21 protein-coding genes are annotated in these 19,094 nt (G+C 64.8%); 10 read left to right on the plus strand and 11 right to left on the minus strand.

Annotated features, from left to right (window positions below; genetic code table 11):
* Positions 1-5 precede the first annotated feature (5 nt).
* Positions 6-1,436 carry a phospholipid carrier-dependent glycosyltransferase gene (locus BJ6T_RS35760; RefSeq protein ID WP_141379416.1) on the minus strand — a complete coding sequence of 477 codons (1,431 nt, stop codon included), beginning with the start codon at positions 1,434-1,436 and terminating at the stop codon, positions 6-8.
* Between the two features lie 51 nt (positions 1,437-1,487).
* Between BJ6T_RS35760 and BJ6T_RS35765 the strand changes: the two genes are divergently transcribed.
* The gene (locus BJ6T_RS35765) at positions 1,488-2,189 is read left to right on the plus strand and encodes a FecR family protein (RefSeq protein WP_028170416.1); all 702 of its coding nucleotides are present in this window, start codon (positions 1,488-1,490) and stop codon (positions 2,187-2,189) included.
* Between the two features lie 2 nt (positions 2,190-2,191).
* Positions 2,192-3,349: a hypothetical protein gene (locus tag BJ6T_RS35770; RefSeq protein WP_014497470.1), complete on the plus strand. Its 1,158-nt coding sequence runs from the start codon at positions 2,192-2,194 to the stop codon at positions 3,347-3,349.
* A 174-nt stretch (positions 3,350-3,523) separates the two neighbouring features.
* Here BJ6T_RS35770 and BJ6T_RS35775 read toward each other — a convergent pair whose 3' ends face one another.
* The 3 genes from BJ6T_RS35775 to BJ6T_RS35785 all read right to left on the minus strand — a co-directional run bounded on the left by BJ6T_RS35775 (position 3,524) and on the right by BJ6T_RS35785 (position 5,127).
* A complete protein-coding gene (locus BJ6T_RS35775) occupies positions 3,524-4,012 on the minus strand; it encodes a VOC family protein (RefSeq protein WP_014497471.1) in 489 nt (162 codons plus the stop codon).
* A gap of 43 nt (positions 4,013-4,055) precedes the next feature.
* Positions 4,056-4,484 carry a VOC family protein gene (locus BJ6T_RS35780; RefSeq protein ID WP_014497472.1) on the minus strand — a complete coding sequence of 143 codons (429 nt, stop codon included), beginning with the start codon at positions 4,482-4,484 and terminating at the stop codon, positions 4,056-4,058.
* Between the two features lie 130 nt (positions 4,485-4,614).
* Positions 4,615-5,127: a cupin domain-containing protein gene (locus tag BJ6T_RS35785; protein WP_014497473.1), complete on the minus strand. Its 513-nt coding sequence runs from the start codon at positions 5,125-5,127 to the stop codon at positions 4,615-4,617.
* A 128-nt stretch (positions 5,128-5,255) separates the two neighbouring features.
* Between BJ6T_RS35785 and BJ6T_RS35790 the strand changes: the two genes are divergently transcribed.
* Positions 5,256-5,474: a CsbD family protein gene (locus tag BJ6T_RS35790; RefSeq protein WP_014497474.1), complete on the plus strand. Its 219-nt coding sequence runs from the start codon at positions 5,256-5,258 to the stop codon at positions 5,472-5,474.
* 69 nt (positions 5,475-5,543) lie between these two features.
* On the opposite strand, the gene BJ6T_RS35795 is transcribed toward BJ6T_RS35790, so the two are convergent.
* Positions 5,544-5,954, minus strand: coding sequence for an FKBP-type peptidyl-prolyl cis-trans isomerase (locus tag BJ6T_RS35795; RefSeq protein ID WP_240538003.1), 411 nt, complete (start codon positions 5,952-5,954; stop codon positions 5,544-5,546).
* On the opposite strand from BJ6T_RS35795, the gene BJ6T_RS48710 reads away from it, so the two are divergent.
* The gene (locus BJ6T_RS48710; RefSeq protein ID WP_232208452.1) at positions 5,890-6,042 is read left to right on the plus strand and encodes a hypothetical protein; all 153 of its coding nucleotides are present in this window, start codon (positions 5,890-5,892) and stop codon (positions 6,040-6,042) included. The two genes, BJ6T_RS35795 and BJ6T_RS48710, sit on opposite strands and share 65 nt — an antisense overlap.
* 37 nt (positions 6,043-6,079) lie before the next feature.
* Here the strand turns inward: BJ6T_RS48710 and ggt are convergent, their stop codons facing one another.
* Positions 6,080-7,666, minus strand: a complete 1,587-nt coding sequence (gene ggt, locus BJ6T_RS35800) for a gamma-glutamyltransferase (protein WP_014497476.1) — start codon at positions 7,664-7,666, stop codon at positions 6,080-6,082.
* A gap of 222 nt (positions 7,667-7,888) precedes the next feature.
* Between ggt and trhO the strand changes: the two genes are divergently transcribed.
* Both trhO and BJ6T_RS35810 read left to right on the plus strand, forming a co-directional pair.
* The gene (trhO, locus tag BJ6T_RS35805) at positions 7,889-8,656 is read left to right on the plus strand and encodes an oxygen-dependent tRNA uridine(34) hydroxylase TrhO (protein WP_014497477.1); all 768 of its coding nucleotides are present in this window, start codon (positions 7,889-7,891) and stop codon (positions 8,654-8,656) included.
* Positions 8,646-8,864, plus strand: coding sequence for a SlyX family protein (locus tag BJ6T_RS35810; protein WP_014497478.1), 219 nt, complete (start codon positions 8,646-8,648; stop codon positions 8,862-8,864). The genes trhO and BJ6T_RS35810 overlap by 11 nt, the downstream gene beginning before the upstream one ends.
* 10 nt (positions 8,865-8,874) lie before the next feature.
* Here BJ6T_RS35810 and BJ6T_RS35815 read toward each other — a convergent pair whose 3' ends face one another.
* Together BJ6T_RS35815 and BJ6T_RS35820 are read right to left on the minus strand one after the other, a co-directional pair.
* Positions 8,875-10,779, minus strand: a complete 1,905-nt coding sequence (locus BJ6T_RS35815; RefSeq protein ID WP_014497479.1) for a sensor domain-containing diguanylate cyclase — start codon at positions 10,777-10,779, stop codon at positions 8,875-8,877.
* Positions 10,780-10,967: 188 nt separating this feature from the next.
* Positions 10,968-11,183, minus strand: coding sequence for a hypothetical protein (locus BJ6T_RS35820; protein ID WP_014497480.1), 216 nt, complete (start codon positions 11,181-11,183; stop codon positions 10,968-10,970).
* A gap of 108 nt (positions 11,184-11,291) precedes the next feature.
* On the opposite strand from BJ6T_RS35820, the gene hemE reads away from it, so the two are divergent.
* Positions 11,292-12,326 (plus strand): uroporphyrinogen decarboxylase, encoded by a 1,035-nt coding sequence (gene hemE / locus BJ6T_RS35825; protein WP_014497481.1) that lies wholly within the window; start codon positions 11,292-11,294, stop codon positions 12,324-12,326.
* Positions 12,327-12,629: 303 nt separating this feature from the next.
* Here the strand turns inward: hemE and hemC are convergent, their stop codons facing one another.
* From hemC to BJ6T_RS35840, 3 genes are read right to left on the minus strand one after another with little or no spacing between them, the layout of a single operon-like run.
* Complete coding sequence (gene hemC / locus BJ6T_RS35830; protein WP_014497482.1) at positions 12,630-13,610, minus strand: hydroxymethylbilane synthase; 981 nt, start codon at positions 13,608-13,610, stop codon at positions 12,630-12,632.
* 25 nt (positions 13,611-13,635) lie between these two features.
* On the minus strand, positions 13,636-15,261 hold the full coding sequence (locus tag BJ6T_RS35835) for a GMC family oxidoreductase (protein WP_014497483.1): 1,626 nt from the start codon (positions 15,259-15,261) through the stop codon (positions 13,636-13,638).
* 54 nt (positions 15,262-15,315) lie between these two features.
* On the minus strand, positions 15,316-15,906 hold the full coding sequence (locus tag BJ6T_RS35840) for a TetR/AcrR family transcriptional regulator (RefSeq protein WP_014497484.1): 591 nt from the start codon (positions 15,904-15,906) through the stop codon (positions 15,316-15,318).
* A 100-nt stretch (positions 15,907-16,006) separates the two neighbouring features.
* Here BJ6T_RS35840 and BJ6T_RS35845 point away from each other — a divergent pair, with 100 nt between their 5' ends.
* The 3 genes from BJ6T_RS35845 to BJ6T_RS47645 all read left to right on the plus strand — a co-directional run bounded on the left by BJ6T_RS35845 (position 16,007) and on the right by BJ6T_RS47645 (position 19,089).
* Positions 16,007-16,372: a nuclear transport factor 2 family protein gene (locus tag BJ6T_RS35845; protein WP_014497485.1), complete on the plus strand. Its 366-nt coding sequence runs from the start codon at positions 16,007-16,009 to the stop codon at positions 16,370-16,372.
* A 323-nt stretch (positions 16,373-16,695) separates the two neighbouring features.
* Positions 16,696-18,657: a putative bifunctional diguanylate cyclase/phosphodiesterase gene (locus BJ6T_RS35850; protein ID WP_014497486.1), complete on the plus strand. Its 1,962-nt coding sequence runs from the start codon at positions 16,696-16,698 to the stop codon at positions 18,655-18,657.
* 282 nt (positions 18,658-18,939) lie between these two features.
* Positions 18,940-19,089 (plus strand): hypothetical protein, encoded by a 150-nt coding sequence (locus BJ6T_RS47645; protein WP_167541712.1) that lies wholly within the window; start codon positions 18,940-18,942, stop codon positions 19,087-19,089.
* Positions 19,090-19,094 lie beyond the last annotated feature (5 nt).

A 19,094-nucleotide genomic window follows, 5' to 3' on the forward strand; every position in this document is an offset into this window, starting at 1 on the left:
CGATTTCATATCCAGCTCTGGAACAGCATCAACCGGTTGAACGTCTGCATGGACGTGCCGATGAAGGCCGCCGAGATCGGCAGCATCACCGCAAAGCCGATCGCCGCGACCCCGACATAGGCCCACAGCAGCCAGCGCGGCAGTCCATCTCGCCGCAGCACATAGACCAGCGCAAGCGACGCCACGGTTGCGGCCGGCAGATAATAGTAGAGGAAGCCGAGCGTGCGCGGCAGCAGAGCCCAGGCGAGCCAGGAGCCGAAATAGAACGCCGCGATCAGCAACGCATCCCAGCGGCGCGCGACGATGAAGTCGCGCAGCACGACGGCGAGCGCGAGCAGCGCCGGCCACGCGACCAGCGGATTGCCGAGGCAGACGATCGCGGAGACATTGTTCTCCGAGGTCTTGTCGAACAGGAACCACACCGGGCGCGCGAGCAGCGGCCAGGATGGCCACGCGCTCATATAGGTATGGCCGGCGATCGCGGTCGTGGTGTTGTCGGCGAATATCCGGCGCTGCGCCTCGATCAGATCCGGCAGCGACGCTCCGTAGAGCGGCACGAAAGCGGCAAGATATGTCAGCGCCGGCAGCACGGCGAAGCAGAGCGCGACATGCTGCACGCGAAGATCGGGCCAGAGATCGGGCCGATACCAGTCGCTCGGCTTCGCGTCGGCGAACAGCGTGTGCCAGCCCTGCAGCAGCCGGATCACCGCAATCATGACGATGCAGATGCCGAGCGGAAACAGGCCGCTCCATTTGCAAGCCGCGGCGAGGCCAAACAAGGCGCCCGCGAACGCGAACAGCGCATGCGGGCGCTCTCTTCGGAAGCCGTGCATGAAGGCGGCAATCGCGAGCAGGCCGAACCCGAGCGCGTAAATGTCGAGCATGGCGATGCGCGCCTGCACGTAAACCATCTGGTTGAAGCCGGCGATCGCCGCGGCGGCGATCGCCGGCCCCTGCGCGGAGAACAGCGCGAGCCCGCACAGATAGATCGCGACGATCGCGAGCGCGCCGAACAAGGTCGACGGATAGCGCCAGCCAAGCGCATTGTCGCCGAAGGCTGCGATCGATGCCGCGATCATCTCCTTGGCCAGCGGCGGATGCATCGGGTTGAGCATCGGTTGCGACATCGTGGGTGCCAGCATCTGTCGCGCCGCCGGCACGTAATGCACCTCGTCGAAGACGAACTTCTCCGGCGCCGTCAGGCCTATCAGCAGCGCGAGATGCGCGACCAGGAAAATCGCGACAGCGATCACTGCGCTCTGCGACACCTTCGGAACCGCGGGCAATTCGAACGGCTGCTGTGGGGCTATTTTGCGTGGCAAATCTGCTTCACCGCGGAGAAAAACAAAGACGGCACTTTTCATTGAACGCATTCTGCCGCAACTGTCACTAAGCATAACGCACGTCCAGCGCCGCTTGTGATAATTTCGCCACATCGGAAGCGCGCGCGATCCGGTACGATCAGGGACATATCGATCGGTTGCGAAATGAATTTGCGTTTCTGGCTTTTCCCAACTCTGTTGTCGGCATTTGTCTGCGCGGCGCCTTGCGCGCAGGCGCAGACGCGCGTTGGCGAAGCCGTCGTGATCCAGAACGACGTGGTGCGCGTGGCGACGACCACGACGCCCATCAATGTCGGCGACAGCATGTTGCGCGACGAGACCGTGCGCACCGGTGCCGACAGCGCAGCGCGCTTCGTCATGGCCGACAGCACCAACCTCTCGCTGGGCCCGAGCGCCACGCTGAAGCTCGACCGCACCGTCTTCAACGACGAGCACAGCTATCGCGACGTCGCGATCCGCATGACCACGGGCGCATTCCGGTTCGTCACCGGACATTCGGAAAAGACCGCCTACAAGATCACGACACCGCTCGCGACCATCGGCGTGCGCGGCACCACGCTCGATATCCTCTCCCAGCGCGGCCGCTCCGTCGTCGTGCTCCAGGACGGCGCCGCCAACGTCTGCACGACCAGCTCCCAGTGCGTGCAGCTCACCCAGCCCGGCGACACTGCAATCATCACCTCGGCCGGCGGCAAGGTCAGCATCACCAAGACCAACACGCCGCCCTGGACCTTTGCCGCCAACTGCGCCGCAAGCGCCGGGCTGTGCTCGGTCAACCAGTATGCGGACGCCTCGCCGACCATCACGCCTGCCGTCCACGACGACGGCATGCTGTGCGGGCGGTGATGATGGCGAAACTCGACGTCAGGCGTTTCGTTCTCGCCGCCGCGCTGACCGCAACCGCTGCGTTTGCGTTCTTCGCGCTCAATGCGCGACCGGCGGCAGCGCAGGCGTCTTGCGAGTCCGAATGCGGTGGGCCGACGCCCTCGCCGTCACCGACCTATTCACCGTCGCCGTCGCCGACACCCACACCGACCCCCTCCCCTTCGCCAAGCCCCTATCCGTCGTCCTCGCCGAGCCCGTATCCGCCGCCTCCACCTTCGGGCCCGACCGGCGCGGACTCCAGCGGCAATTCGATCGGCGGCCTCGCCAACCAGCGCTTCAACCAGATGATCACCAACCGGGTGCTCGGCACGGTGCTGCTCGGCGTCAACGAGCAGGTCAATTGCAGCGACTGCATCAGCGCGTTCGGCTCGGCCGGCTCGTTCTCGGCCGGCATCCACGGCCGCAAGGAGCTGACCAACAACCTGTCGCTGCTCGCCGGCATCGCCTACACGCAATACAGCGAGGGCGGCTACAACATCACCAGCGCGCCGATCGGCGCCTTCGCTCTGCGCTATGATTTCACCGATTGGGGCTCGTCGCGCCCGTTCTTCGACGTCGGCACCATCCTGACGCCGTGGGAGAAGGCGCGCTACACCCGCAGCTACAACACCAGCTTCGGGCCGGTGAGCGTCACGGGCTCGACCAACGCGTCGAACTACGCCGTCTATGGCCGGGCCGGCTGGATGAGCCGCGTGTCCCCGCGCGACGAGGTCGCGGCCTCGATCGAAGTCTGGCAGCTCTGGCAGCGGGTCTCCGGCTATTCGGACAGCGCCGTGGCGTTCAATCCGTTCGACGCCACCATCGCGACCGGCACCGACCGCACCAGCCTGGTCAAGATCGGCGGCCAGTGGACGCACCTCTTCGGCAGCAACATCGAGACCAACGTCAATGGCGGCTGGGTGCAGTCCTTCGCCAGTCGCAGCGGCATCGTCGCCACCGTGACCGGCGACGGCGTAGTGGTGCCGACCATGGGCAACCAGGGCTGGTTCGAATATGGCGGCCGCCTCGGCTTCCGTGTGCAGAAGGGCTGGATCGTAGACCTGTTCGCCAACGGCACGCTGGGTCCACAGCCGGTGGGGAACACCATCCATGGCGGCGTGGGGCTGAGGATTAATTACTAGCAGCGAGACCCCGCCTCAAATTCCGCTGTCATGCCCCGCCTAGTGCGCAATTGCGCACGGGGGCAGGGCATCCAGTACGCCGCGGCCTATCGATTGACCACTAGCGTCTCGGAGTACTGGATCGCCCGATCAAGTCGGGCGATGACAGTGAATATGTGGCCAGAGCATGCCACCTCACGCTGCCGACTTGCCCTCGAACGCGCGACGCAAGACATCCACATCAAGCTTCACCATCTTCATCATGGCCTGCATCGCGCGCGCAGCCGCAGCCTTGTCAGGGCTCGACAGGAATTCGAACATCACCTTCGGCACCACCTGCCAGGATACGCCCCAGCGGTCGCTGATCCAGCCGCACTGCTGCTCCTTGCCGCCATGAGCAAGGAACGCGCTCCAGACGCTGTCGACCTGAGCTTGATCGTCGCAATGGATCATCAGCGAGATTGCGTGGGTATATTCCACCTTCATGCCGCCATTGAGCGCGACCAGGGGCTGCCCGGCCACGGTGAACTCGACGACGAGCACGGAGCCTGTCTTGCCGGACGGACCGTCCGAAACGTTGCGCTGGACGTGCGTGATCTCCGAGTTCGGAACGAGCGACACATAGAACTTCGCGGCTTCCTCGGCATCGCCGTTGAACCACATGCAGGGCACGAGCTTGGACATCGTGAATGCTCCTCTTCAGATGGTCGATGTTCGTTGGCTTCGATCAGGCGTTCGCCATGTCGGACTGCGCGGCGAAGGCTGCCATGTCCATCCAGTTCACGCCCCACATATGGCCATCCGGATCCTCGAAGCTGCGGCCGTACATGAAGCTGTACTCGTCCTTCGGGCTGGGATCGGCCACCCCGCCCGCGGCCTCGGCCTTGCCGACGACGTCATCGACCTCGTCGCGGCTGTCGGCCGAGAGGCAGAGCAGGACCTGGTTCGAGGTCTTGGCATCTGCGATCGGCTTCGGCGTGAACTTGCGGAATTTGTCGTGGGTCAGGAGCATGGCGAAGATGGTCTCGGAGAAGACCATGCAGCTCGCCGTCTCGTCGCTGAATTGCGGGTTCCTGACCGCGCCGACCGCCTCGTAAAAGGCCGTCGCGCGCTTGAGGTCGGTCACCGGCAGATTGACGAAGATCATTTTGGGCATCGGAGGCTCCTTGGGCGGGGTTCTGCCCAAGGACGGATGGCCCAGCGGCCATCCGACACGGCTTCCGGATATTTTTTGAAGGCTGTGCCTGCGTGGTTCTGTCGCACAGAACCAGCAGGCTTTCAGGCCCTTACTTCTTCTCGTTGGGATCCCGGTGCACGGGGTCGATCCACAGCACGGTCTCGGGCTTCTCGACCGGCTCGATGTCGAGGTTGATCGCGACCGCCTCGCCGTCGCTGCGCACCAGCACGCATTCCAGCACCTCGTCCGGGCTGGCGTTGATCTCCTGATGCGGCACGTAGGGCGGGACGAAAATGAAATCGCCGGGGCCGGCCTCCGCGGTGAATTGCAGGCTCTCGCCCCAGCGCATCCGCGCCTTGCCCTTCACCACGTAGATGACGCTTTCGAGATGGCCGTGGTGATGCGCACCAGTCTTGGCGTCCGGCTTGATGCTGACCGTGCCCGCCCACAATTTCTGCGCGCCGACGCGCGCGAAATTGATCGCGGCCGCGCGGTCCATGCCGGCCGTCGATGGCACGTTGGTATCGAGCTGATTGCCGGGAATGACGCGCACGCCGTCATGTTTCCAGCGATCGTCATGATCGTGGTCATGGTGGGAATGCGTGTGGTCATGGCCGGTCATGGGACTTGCTTTCTGTTGGTTCCGTGCGCCGCAAGCTAACCAAAGCGGGCCTATCAAGCCATACCCAAAATCGGAACTCTCGTAGTGGGCAGGCGTTGTTTTCGCGAGCCAACTGGAAGGAGAGTTTCATGGGTAGCACGAGCGACAAGATCAAGGGCACCGCCAACGAGGCCATCGGCAAGGCCAAGCAGGGTATCGGTGAAGCCACCGGTTCCGATCGCCTGAAGGGCGAAGGCGTGGTCCAGGAAGTGAAGGGCAAGGGCCAGCAGGCCATGGGCGACGCCAAGGACGCCGCTAAGGAAGCAATCGATCGCGCCGCGGCTGCGGCAAGGCGCGCGGCCGAGTGACGCGCGTCAATCTGAAAGCGAAAAGACCGGCCGCGAGGCCGGTCTTTTGTTTCCGTATGGACGTGCGGTTCACTTCACCGCGAGCAATTCCACGTCGAACATCAATGTCGCGTTCGGCGGGATCACGCCACCGGCGCCGCGGGCGCCGTAGCCGAGCTGCGGCGGGATGATCAGCGTGCGCTTGCCGCCGACCTTCATCGTGGCAACGCCCTCGTCCCAGCCGGCGATGACACGGCCCTTGCCGATCGGAAACTCGAACGGCTCGTTGCGGTCGACCGACGAGTCGAATTTCTTGCCCTTCTGGCCGTTCTCGTAGAGCCAGCCGGTGTAGTGCATCACGCAGATCTGGCCGGGCGTTGGCGAAGCGCCGGTGCCGACGACGCTGTCGATGGTCTGCAAGCCTGAAGCTGTTGTCATGGGTTTTCCTGCAGTCTGGGCCGATGCCGTGGTGGAGACGAATATCGACACGCTGCCGATCACGGTGATCGCGAGTGCCGACATGATGGCGAGGAGTGCGCGCTGGAAACGCTGCATAGGAGACCTTCCGTTTGAGGCGGAAGGTGTCTAGCGCAACGAAGCAATCGTTTCCAGCCCTCGGGCCCCGCTTAATAGCCCAGCGCGCAGCCGTCCTTGCGCGGATCGGAACCGCCAGTGAGCGTGCCCTTGTCCCAGTCGATCCAGATCGCCTGCGCGCCGCCGAGCGGGCCGACCACGCTGGTGGTCTTGTGGCCGAGCTTCTTCAGCCCTTCGACGATATCGGCAGGCACGCTGTCCTCGAGCTGGTACTGGCCCTCGTAGTGCAGACCGCGCGGCATGTCGATCGCTTCCTGCACGTCGCAGCCATAGTCGAGAATGTTGGTCACCACGTGAGTCTGGCCGACCGGCTGGTATTGTCCGCCCATCACCGCGAACGGCATCACGGAGCGGCCGCCCTTGGTGAGCAGGCTCGGCATGATCGTGTGCAGCGGGCGCTTGCCCCCGGCGATGCAGTTGGGATGGCCGGGCTGGATGCGGAAGCCGCCGGCGCGGTTCTGGAACAGCACGCCGGTCTTGTTCGAGACGATCGCCGAGCCGAAGGAATGCGCGATCGAATTGATGAACGAGCAGACGTTGCGATCCTTGTCCACGACCGTGATGTAGATGGTCGAGGGATTCATCGGCGGCGCGACGTTCGGCAGGTCGAGCATACCGTCCATGCGGATCTTGCTGATGTATTCGTCGGCAAAGCCCTTCGCGAGCATTTCGGCGACGTCGATCTTCATATGTTCGGGATCGGCGACATGCATCTCGCGATTCATGTAGGCGATGCGCGCGGCCTCCGCTTCGAGATGGAAGCGCTCGATGCTGAGCGGCGCGTACTTGGTCAGGTCGAACCGCGACAGGATGTTGAGCATCAAGAGCGCGGTCACGCCCGGGCCGTTCGGCGGGCACTGCCAGACGTCGTAACCCTTGTAATTGGTGCCGATCGGCATCGTCGTCTCGGTGGTGTGGGCGGCGAAATCGTCGAGCGTGTGCAGGCCGCCGATCCCCCTGAGGGTCTCGACCATGTCCTCCGCGATCGCGCCCTTGTAGAAGGCGTCGCGGCCGTCCTTGGCGATCGCGCGCAGGGTCTTGCCGAGCTCGGCCTGGCGGATGACGTCGCCGGCGACCGGCGGCTCGCCGCCCGGCAACAGGTAACGCACGGTGTTGGTGCCACCCTTCAGCTTCTCGAACTGGTTCTTCCAGTCGAAGGCGATGCGGGGGGCAACGACATAGCCCTCTTCCGCGGCCTTGATCGCGGGCTGCAGCAGGCGGTCGAAGCCGAACTTGCCGTGATCGCGCAGCACGGTGGCGAAGGCGTCGATCACGCCGGGGATCGAGACCGCATGCGCCGAGGTCAGCGGCACGGAATTGATCTTGCGCTCGAGATACCAGTCGGCGTTCGCCGCCTTCGGCGCCCGGCCGGAGCCGTTATAGGCGATGATCTTGCCCTCGCCGCGCGGCTGGATCAGCGCAAAGCAGTCGCCGCCGATGCCGGTCGATTGCGGCTCGATCACGCCGAGCAGCGCCGAACCCGCCACCGCCGCGTCCACCGCCGTGCCGCCCTCGCGCAGCACCTCGATCGCGGCCAGGGAGGCCTGCGGATGCGAAGTCGCGACCATCGCGTTGGTGGCGTGGACGGTGGACCTGCCGGGGAAATGGAAGTTTCTCATCGAAGTTCTGCTCTCTCAGGGCTCTCTTTGGGGGCTCTCTTGGACCGTCGACGCGGAGGGCGCGCCGTCTCGGAAAAACCGGGCCTACATGACACATTCAGGCCCGCCGGGGCAATGCTGGCATACCAGCGAAATGGCTGCCATCCGCTGGGCGTATAGACCTTTTGCCGTCCGGGGCCATGCGGGTTTTCTGGGCGGCGGCCGCCTGCTAAACGAGCCGCCATGATCCACAAGGTCGCCGCCTTTTACCAATTCGCCGCCCTGCCCGATTACCGCGCGCTGCGCGAGCCGTTGCGCGCGTTCTGCGCAGGCCTCGCGCTCAAGGGCAGCGTGCTGCTCGCCCAGGAAGGTATCAACGGCACGATCGCGGGTGCGCCCGAGGCGATCGACGTCTTCGTCCACGAGCTCGCGCACGGCGCCCTGTTCGGCGGCCGGCTGAACAATCTCGAGCTGAAATTCTCGACCGCCGAGGCGATGCCGTTCGGCCGGCTCAAGGTGCGGCTGAAGAAGGAGATCGTCACGCTCGGCGACGAGGCCGCCGATCCGACGCGTCAGGTCGGCACTTACGTCAAGGCCGCCGAATGGAACGCGCTGATCGCGGCACCGGACACGCTGGTGCTCGACACCCGCAATGCCTTCGAGGTTGCGATGGGCACGTTCGAGGGTGCGGTCGATCCTGGCATCAGGAGCTTCGGGCAGTTCAAGGATTTTGCCGCCGAGCAGCTCGATCCGGCCAAGCATCGCAGGATCGCGATGTTCTGCACCGGCGGCATCCGCTGCGAGAAGGCGAGCGCGCATCTGCTCGCGCGCGGCTTTGCCGAGGTCTATCACCTCAAGGGCGGTATCCTCAAATATCTGGAAGAGGTGCCGGAGGCGCAGAGCCGCTGGCGCGGCGAATGTTTTGTATTCGACGAGCGCGTCGCACTCGGTCATGGCTTGCGCGAACGGGGCCTGCGCGAACAGGAATTGGGGCACGACCGTGACGAGTGACATCAAGACGCTGGGCGAGCGGATCGACACGCTGGAGACACGCATCGCCTATCAGGATGATACGATCGAGACGCTCAACCAGACGATCACCGCGCAGTGGAAGCAGATCGACGCGCTGACGCGGAAGATCGCGGAGCTCGGCGAGCGACTTCAGGAAGCCGAGACGCATGCGCCGGGCCCCGCCAACGAGCCCCCGCCGCATTATTGAGGATGATGAGCTACAGCCCTGACGCCTTCGGCAGCAGGCTCGCCACCTCGACCGACATCATCAGGCGGTCGCGCCCGCCCTGCTTCGCCGCATAGAGCGCCTGATCGGCGGCCTCGACGAGCGAGCCCACGCCGGCGGTGCGTTCCAGCGCGGGCCGGCAGGCCGCGCCGCCGAGCGAAGCGGTGACGCAGCCCGACGCGTGATTGGTGCTGTGGACGAGGCCCGCCTCGCGGATCGCGCGGCGGATCCGCTCGCCGATCCGCGCGCAGCCGGCGGCATCGGTGCTCGGCAGCAGCATGGCGAATTCCTCACCGCCGTAGCGCGCAGCCAGATCTCCGGCGCGCTGCATCTCGGCCGCGATGACCTTCGCCACCACGCGCAGACAGGCATCGCCTGCGGGGTGGCCGTATTCGTCGTTGTAGGCCTTGAAGTGGTCGACGTCGATCATCAGCAAAGCGAGGCTGGAGCGTTCGCGATAGGCGCGCGCCCATTCCTCCTTCAACCGTTCGTCGAAGCGGCGGCGGTTGGCGAGCCCGGTGAGGCTGTCCTCGATCGCGAGCGTCTCGAGCCTGGTCTCCAGCTTCTTCTGCTCGGTGATATCGCGCGAGATCGCGACCACCCCGTCGACGCTGCCGTTTTCCTTGCGCGTCACCCGCATGGTCGATTCGAGCCAGACTTCCGAGTTTTGCCGGTGCGCGTTGCGATAGGTGACGCGCGCCTCGTCCTTTTCGCCGCGCTTCATGGCATCGACGAGCGCCTGGACTTGCGGCCGATCATCCGCATGAATGCCGGCGAGCGCCGGCGTTCCGATCAGTTGATTGGGCCGCCAGCCGACGACGCGGGCCGACGAGGGCGAGACATAGCGCAGCCGCTCGTCGAGCCCGATGCGGGTCACCATGTCGCTGGAGCCTTCCGCGAGCAGGCGGAAATGCGCCTCCTTCTCGACCAGGGCCGCGGCCATGCGCTGGCCCCGCTGCAACTGCCGCACCAGCACCGCGCCGATGACCGCGATCAGCACGACCAGCGCGACCACGTAGAGCATGCGGGAGATCGCCGCGGCGCGCCAGGGTGCCAGCAGCTCGGCCTTGTCGACCGTGGCAAGCAGGACGAGTGGATAACGGCCGGAGCGCTTGAAGAAGCTGACGCGCTCGGCGCCATCCAGCGGTGATTTGAAGTGATAGGCGCCGGCCGATTTTTGCAGGTTGGCGTCGCGGAACATCGGGGTGTCGGCGACGCTGCGGCCGACGAATTTATCGTTGCCGGGGTTGCGCGCGATGATCAGGCCGTCGGCATACATCAGCGCAACGGAGCTGTTACGGCCGATCTCGAATTGCTCGTAGAAGTGTGAAAGATATTTCGAGCTGATGGCCGCGAGCACGACGCCGCCAAAGCTGCCGTCCAGCTTGTTGAAGCGGCGCGACAAAGTGACCACCCATTCGCCGTCGAGCAGGCTCTTAACGGGGTGGCCGACATAGGGCTCGCGCTTCGGTGAAAGCTGGTGATGACGGAAGAAAGCGTCGTCGCTGAGCGTCGAGCCGATCGTGCCGGGCGAGGTCAGCCAATTGCCCTGGTCGTCGATGATGGCAAGGCTGTGCACGCGCTCCATCGCCTTCTTGCGCGCCTCCAGCAGGTTCCTGAGCTTGGCAATCGTGGCGGGCTCGGCGCCGTCCATCTCCAGCCGGCTGACGACGCCGACGACGCCGGAATCCAGCAGGTCGAGGCTGTCCTCCGCATGCTGCGTCAGCGAGCGCGCGACATTCGCCATCTCGGTCTCGGCGCCCTTGAGCACGGCATCGCGCGCGGCCCATTCACGCCAGCCGCTGACGCCGAGGATGGTCGCGCAAGTGAGCACGACGAACGCCGCCGCGCGCAACGGCAGACGGCTCCATCCGGCTCTTTGTGAGGCGACGGTCATGCGGCAGAAAATCTCCGATCGCCGGAACCTCCACCGCTTCTGTTATTGAACCCTGAAACGCCTGCCGACATTCGCAGCGTTATGCGGGTTTTCCCGTACTCCTACGGAATGGAGCGTCGCTGGATCGCTAACAATGCGTTAGCGACGCTATCGGAAACCGGCGACGCTGGGCTCGCCGAACATCGGCCTTAGCTGAAGATCGACTTAACCTTGTCCCACAGCGAGGGACTGTCGGCGTCCGCATCGGCCTTCGACGGTGTCGGCTGCGCAGCGCTGACCGGATCGGACGCAGGGAAACTGTCCTCCAGCCCGGCTTCAAGCTTGGTATGGCGATCAGCGGCAAGCGCCTTGCCAAGATCATCAGCGTGCTTGTCGTGCGGCGCGGGATTGAATGTCTCAGCCATGGAGTCCTCCTCGATTGGGAGGTCAACGCGGCGCATTTGCGCTGGTTCCACTGTTCCGCTCCGGCTTCCGGCGGTGTATCAGGAACCTCAATCTTGATAGGACCGTCCGTGCCCCAATCTGCGACAAAGCCCTTCATCGACGTGCTCTCCGGCCAGCGCCAGGCCACCCCGCCCATGTGGATGATGCGGCAGGCCGGGCGTTATCTGCCGGAATATCGCGAGGTGCGGGCCAAGGCCGGCGGCTTCCTCGATCTCTGCTTCAACCCGGAGCTCGCCGCCGAAGTGACGCTGCAACCGATCCGCAGGTTCGGCTTCGACGCGGCGATCATCTTCTCCGACATTCTGGTGATCCCCTATGCGCTCGGCCGTTCCGTGCGGTTCGAGGTGGGCGAGGGTCCGCGGCTGGAGCCGCTGGACGATCCCGCGAAGGTCGCGACACTCGCCGCGCACGCCGATTTCAGCAAGCTCAAGCCGGTGTTCGAGGCGCTCAGAATCGTGCGCGGTGCGCTCGATCCCAGGACCGCGCTGATCGGCTTCTGCGGGGCGCCGTGGACGGTGGCGACCTACATGGTCGCAGGCCAGGGCACGCCCGACCAGGCGCCGGCGCGGATGATGGCCTACCGGCATCCGGAGGCGTTTGCGAAAATCATCGACGTGCTCGTGGAGAACTCGATCGAATATCTGCTGGCGCAGCTCGCAGCCGGTGCCGATGCGTTGCAGATCTTCGACACCTGGGCCGGCGTGCTGCCGCCGGCCGAGTTCGCGCGCTGGTCGGTCGAGCCGACCCGGCGCATCGTCGAAGGCGTGCGCGCAAAAGTGCCCGACGCGAAGATCATCGGTTTTCCGCGCGGCGCCGGCGCACAACTGCCCGGTTATGTCGAAGCGACCGGCGTGAATGCCGTCAGCATCGACTGGACCGCCGAGCCGGCCTTCATCCGCGAGCGCGTGCAGAGCCGCGTCGCGGTGCAGGGCAATCTCGATCCGCTGGTGCTGATCACGGGCGGCGCTGCGCTCGACCGCGCGGTGGACAACGTGCTGGCGAACTTTGCGCAAGGGCGCTTCATCTTCAATCTCGGTCACGGCATCCAGCCGGAAACGCCGATCGCCCACGTCGAGCAGATGTTGAAGCGCGTGCGGGGGTAGTTTGTCCCACCGCTGGTGGACGAAAACAAAAACGCGAAAACAACCCCATGCACAGTAGGGAAGTCGTTGGATTTCCTTGATATTTCTTGTAATCCGAACTTCTGCTTGACCCGTCGGGCAAAACAGGGGCAAAGTGGCACCATCCCGCCACTGGCTGCTTCGAGCAAAGCCAGACCTCGCTGAGGCGAGTTGGACGGGGGCACTTCACCCCACCCGTCATTGCGAGCGCAGCGAGGCAATCCAGGCTGTCGCCGCGGAGAGACTCTGGATTGCTTCGCTGCGCTCGCAATGACGGCGGAGATGTCAGCGCGGCCGGCTGCGCTCGATGATCTCGGCGGCGCCCTTCCCCAGCAGATCCAGTCCCACCGCACGGCCGAGCTCGCGCGGGCGGTTGGCGGGGCCCGTATGCGAGGCTTCGATGATGGTGTTGCCGGAGAGGTCGAGCACGGACGCCGTCAGCGACATCTGATCGCCTGCGATGGTCGAAAAACCCGCCACCGGCGAATTGCAATGGCCGTTGAGCACCCACAGCACCTCGCGCTCGGCATCGGCAGAAGCGCGCGCAGAGGGATCGTCGATCGATGCCAGGATCTGCCGCGTCTGCCAGTCCTGAGCCGCACATTCCACGGCGACAATACCCTGCCCTGCCGCGGGCAGCATCTCCGCCGCTGAGAATTCATAGGCGATACGGTGAGAGAGGCCGACGCGGTCAAGGCCGGAACGCGCCATGATCAGCGCATCGGCGGGACCAACAGCGCCACCATCCGGCAACTTCTGCTTGTCGCCATTGTCGAGTTTTCGCACGCGGGTGTCGGCGGCGCCGCGGAAGTGGATCACTTCGACATCGGGAAACAGCCGCCGCGCATAGGCGGCGCGACGCACGGCGTTGGTGCCGATCTTGAAACCCTTGCCGCGCGACTGGCGCAGCGCTTCCAGCGTCACGCCATCGCGCAGCACCAGTGCGTCACTCGGGGGATCGCGCGATAGCGTAGCGCCGATGACGAGGCCCGGCGTGTCCTCGTTGCCGGGCATGTCCTTCAGCGAATGCATCGCCGCATGCAATTCGCCGGAGAGCACGGCAGCACGGATCTGCGCCACGAAGGCGCCGCCCTTGCCGCCATGCGGCAGCAGCTTGCTGGTCTGGTCGAGATCGCCCGTGGTGTCGAACTTGACGATCTCGACATCGAGATCGGGCATGGCGGCGGTCAGGCGGCGCGCAATCTCTTCCGTCTGTGCCAGCGCCATCGCGCTCTTGCGTGTGCCGATCTTCAGTCGCGTAGCCAAGTCGAATGTCCTTTCAGCGCAATATTTATCGCGCGTCCTCCAATATCATGTCGGAGGCCTTTTCGGCGATCATGATGATCGGCGCGTTGGTATTCCCCGACACGAGGTCCGGCATGATCGAACCGTCGACGATGCGGAGACCTTCAAGGCCCCTCACCTTCAGCCGCTGGTCCACCACTGCGAGCGCGTCATTGCCCATACGACAGGTCGAGGTCGGATGGTAGATGGTGCTGCCACGCTCGCGGCAATAATCCAGAATCTCGGCATCCGTGGATACCTTCGCCCCGGGATCGTACTCACTGATCACGAACGGCTTCAGCGCCGGCGCATGCAAGATCTTGCGCAGGATCTTGATGCCTTCGACGTTGGTGGTGCGGTCGGTCTCGGTCGACATGTAGTTGATGCGGATTTCCGGCGGCACGGTCGGGTCGGCGCTTTTGATGCGCAGTGACCCGCGGCTCTCGGGCCGGAGCTGGCACACCGAGGCCGTGAAACCGGAAAAATCATGCAGCCTCTCGCCCATCTTGTCGGTCGAGAACGGCAGGAAGTGCACCTGGATATCGGGCGAGGCCAGCCGCGGATTGGTCTTGAAGAAGGCGCCGGCCGTGCCGGCTGCGATCGTCAGCCAACCCTTCCGGAACAGCGCATAGCGCGCACCGGCCAACGTGCGGCGGAACGGATTATTGACGGTGTCGTTGAGCGTGATCTTCTGCGAGCAACGCATCACGATGCGGACCTGCATGTGGTCCTGGAGATCGTGACCGACACCCTGCGCGTCGAGCACGACATCGATGCCGTGCTTGCGCAGGAGATCGGCGGGCCCGACGCCGGAGAGCTGGAGCAATTGCGGCGAGTTGTACGCGCCGCTCGAGAGCACGACCTCTTTTCGCGCCCGCGCGCGACGCACATTTGCGCCCTGCCGGTATTCGACACCGACCGCGCGGCGGCCCTCGAACAGCACGCGCTGGCCGAGCGCCTCGGTCTCGACCTTGAGATTGTCGCGTGCCTTCGCGGGACCGAGATAGGCCACTGCGGTGGAGGCGCGCCGGCCGTTGCGCGTGGTGGTCTGGAACAGGCCGACGCCTTCTTGCGTGGCACCGTTGAAATCCGGATTGTACGGCAGACCGGTCTCGACTGCGGCGTCGATGAAGGCTTTCGACAGCGGATCGGTCACGACCATGTTGGAGACCGGCAGCGGGCCGCCGCTGCCGTGATATTGATCGGCGCCGCGCGTCTGGTTCTCGGCCTTCTTGAAATAGGGCAGCACGTCGTCATAGCCCCAGCCGGCGTTGCCGTGCTGGCGCCAGCGATCGTAATCCTCGTGCTGACCGCGGACATAAAGCAAACCGTTGATCGAGCTCGATCCACCCAGCGTCTTGCCACGCGGCTGGAACACTTGCCGTCCCTTCAGCTCGGGCTCCGGCTCGGTCTGGTACATCCAGTTGACGGACTTTTCCTTGAACAGCTTTCCGTAGCCGAGCGGCACATGGATCCAGATGTTGGAATCCTTTGGGCCGGCCTCGAGCAGCAGCACGCTGTGCTTACCGCTCGCCGACAGGCGGTTGGCGAGCACGCAGCCGGCGGAGCCGGCGCCGACGATGATGTAGTCGAACTCGGGATCGGTCGGCGCGAGAGAGGAAGTTGCGTTCATGCGCTACTGTTCTTCTTGTTGGTGTGGGCGTTTCCAGTTGCGTGATTAGCATAATCATGCCCGCAGACGCAGCGCCTCGACCAGCGACTTGAACGCACGGGCATATTCCGCGCCCGCCCTTGCGATATCCGCGCGTCCGGCGCAGGCGACCGCCGCCTCCGTGACCGCACCGAGCAGCAGCCGCGCCAGCGGCTCGACCGGTTGCCGCGCGATCAGGCCGGCCTCCATCGCCGCCGCGATCGCACGCGGGAGCTTGCCGCCAAAGTGCTTGACGTCGATCTCACGCCAGCGCTCCCAGCCGAGCACGGCCGGGCCGTCGCGCAAAATGATCTGGCCGGTCGGGCCCTTGGCGGTTGCCGCGAAGTAATGCTGCGTGCCGGCAACCATCGCGGCGAGCACGTCCTTCTCGGCGCGCGCGGTGCCGTCGATCTCGGTGACGAGATCGCGCGAGACAGCATCGAACACCGCCTCGAACACCGCCTCCTTGGTCTTGAAGTGATGATAGACCGCGCCCTTGGCGATGCCGGCGCCTTCCGCGATCTCGTCCATGGTGGTGGCGGCAAACCCCTGCGTCCCGAAGAGGCGGCGCGCCGCCGCCAGGATCGCCTCCGTCGTTGCTGCCCGTCGTTCCGCCTGCTTGGCCATGGCTCCCGTCTAGTCCAATTCGTCGCACCCGGCCAGTTGACTTTTCGACTACTGGTCGGTATTTACCGACTATCAGTCGGTTTTAATCGCGAGGTGATCCATGCCGAGCCGTGACGTCGTCGAAGCCTTTGCCAAACGGCTGGAGAACGGGGAGTTTGTCGAAGCGATCGAGCAGTACTACACGCCCGATGCCGCGACCTACGAGAACAACGCCGCCCCGACGGTCGGCCGCGACAAGCTCGTCGCCAAGGAGCGCGGCGTGCTGGCGGCATCCAGGGAGGTCAGGGCCGTCCGCATCGGGCCGAGCCTGATCGAGGGCGATCACGTCGCGACCCGCTGGAACTTCAGCTTCACGAATGCCGATGGCGCGGTCCGAACGTTGGATGAGATCGCGTGGCAGACCTGGCGGGGGGATCAGTTGATCGAGGAGCGGTTCTATTATGATCCGAAGCAACTCGGGCCGTGACCGCGCCGAACACCGGTGTCATAGCCCGGCTTGCGGTCCTCGTTAAAGCTTCGCCGGCCGAGTCCCCTTGCGGGCCCGGCGAAGCCTTGGCGGAGCCGGGTCGCGGGGCATGACAGCGGAGTTAGTGGCGGACGCTCGGCTTCCGTTACAACCGTAACGCGGGGCGCCGCATTTGTATCGATTTGTTATCGATACTGCGTGAGGAACACGCAGAAGTGGTCGCCCCGACCGTGGCAGCCAGGGATAATTCATAGTTCGTCAAAGGTTTGCGGAGAATTCTCCCGATCGAGCCGGACAAACGGCCCATGCTGCTAGGCCCTGGAATGCGGACTCAAACGACCAGCTATTTCGGGCGGCTGTTCGCCGGCGATCTGTCGGCCTTTGGCGGTCCTGCAACCGACGAAGCCGTCGCCGGACATATCCGCGCCGACCAGATGTCACTGGTGCTCGGCTATTCCGTCGGCATCATGCTGGCCAATGCCTGCAACGCGGCCGTACTCGCCATCGCGCTGTGGCATTCGCCGGACTGGAAGCTTGCGCTGGCGTGGGCCGTGATCGTGGCCGGCGCCGCGGTTGCATTCGGCCTGCAATCCCACGCCTCGCGCCGGATCACGAAACCGCAATTCGTTTCGCGCCGGGCCATGCATCGGCTGGTGCGCAACGCCTTCGTGCTCGGCGTTGCCTGGGGCATCGTCCCGGTCGCCTTCTTCGCGAATGCCGCGACCGGCGGCCAGCTCGTCATCACCTGCCTTTGCTCGGGAATGCTGGCCGGCGGCGCACTGGCCTTCGCCACGATCCCGATTGCGGCCATCGCCTTCACGAGCCCCATCTTCGTCGGTATCGCCATCTGCCTCGGCCGCGACGGTGATCCCGCCTATGTGCTGATGGCCATCCTGGTGGTGGTTTACGGCAGCGTGCTGCTGCGCGCGGTGTTCGTCAATTCATTCGCGTTCGCGCGGCGCGTGATCCGGCAGATCGAGGCCGAGCGCACGGTCCGGCAGGATCCCCTCACATTGTTGCCCAACCGCTTCGCCTTCAACGAGACGCTCGAAGCCGCGCTGCGGCGGATGGCCCTGTCCGGCGAGGAATTCGCGGTGCTCCTGCTCGACCTCGACCGCTTCAAGGAGGTCAACGACAAGTTCGGCCACCCCGCCGGCGACGAATTCCTGGTCCAGGTCGCAAGCCGGCTGCAACGCTGCACGCGCGCCGCCGAGCACGCCGCGCGAATTGGCGGCGACGAGTTCGCGCTGGTGATGGCCAATCTGGCGCGGCCGGAGGATGCGCTCGAGATCGCCGAACGCTTCGTCGCGGCCTTCGACGAACCGTTCCAGATCGAGGGCCGCCAGATCGTCGGCGCGACCAGCGTCGGCATCGTGCTGGCGCCGCGCGACGGCACCACGCAGCTCGACATCATGAAGAACGCCGACGCCGCGCTGTATCGCGCCAAGAAGGCAGGTCCCGGCACGGTCTGCTTCTTCGAGGAAGCTGATGACAGGGTGTCACGCGATCGCAAGGCGCTGCAAGCGGACCTCGAAGGCGCCATCGCCAGGGACGAGCTGTTCCTGGTGTTCCAGCCGTTCCTCGATCTCGGCGAGAACCGCATCACCGGCTTCGAGGCGCTGCTGCGCTGGCAGCATCCCCGGCGCGGACTGGTGCCGCCGACCGAATTCATCCCGATCGCCGAGGAGACCGGGCTGATCCACGAGATCGGCGAATGGGTGATCCGGCGTGCCTGCGCGACGCTTTCCGACTGGCCGGAGGACATCAGGGTCGCCGTGAACTTCTCCGCCGCGCAGTTTCACAGCACCGGCATTCTCCAGACCATCGTGCAGGCGCTCGCGGACGCGAAGGTCGCCCCGCACCGGCTCGAGATCGAGATCACGGAATCGATGCTGCTGTCGAAATACGGCTCCGCGGCGTCGATCCTGAACGCGTTGCTCGAGCTCGGCATCACGGTGGCGCTGGACGATTTCGGCACCGGTTTCTCCTCGCTCACCTATCTGCGCAAGCTGCCGTTCAGCCGTATCAAGATCGACCAGTCCTTCATCCGCGACATGCTGGTGCAGCCCGACTGCGCCGCAATCGTGAAGTCGGTGATCTCGCTGGCGCGCGACCTGCGCATCGGCGTGGTTGCCGAAGGCGTCGAAACCGTCGACCAGCTCGAATTTCTGCGCCAGTTCGGTTGCGACGAAGCGCAGGGCTATTTGATCAGCCGGCCGGTGTCGGCCGATGGCGTTCTGGCACTGCTGAACACGAAGAAGCTGCGGGCGACCTACGCGGCGTAGGGCAATACTCGCAAATGTGAGGGGGGCCGCTTCCAGCGGGGACTCGCTGGGCAGAACTTCTTCAAGCCGCCCTTTGCAAATGATCGCCGCACGTTCTGCATCCAGCGCCAGTCTTCGCACTCATAGGGTTGGTCTGCTTCGCTGACCTAAAGCTGCCCGCCGTTCTGAGAGCGTTTTCCGAGTGTTTCGGCGCGCTACCACTCTCAAGACGGCTTGCCGTGTCGGCCCCGTTAAGCAACACTTGCCGCATTTCAGAGTAGATGTTTTTCAAGGGGCATCATCATGCCTGAGATATTGGAAGTCGTATTGTGGTGTGCCGCGCTGGCGACATGGTTGATGCTTCTCTTCGCCCTCGTGAGCAAGACCCTGAAACAGCACTCAAAGAGCATCCGCCGCGCGATAGAGGAAGCTTTCAAGCCCGACTTGAAGTGATGCCG

This window comes from Bradyrhizobium japonicum USDA 6, from assembly GCF_000284375.1.
Taxonomy (GTDB): domain Bacteria; phylum Pseudomonadota; class Alphaproteobacteria; order Rhizobiales; family Xanthobacteraceae; genus Bradyrhizobium; species Bradyrhizobium japonicum.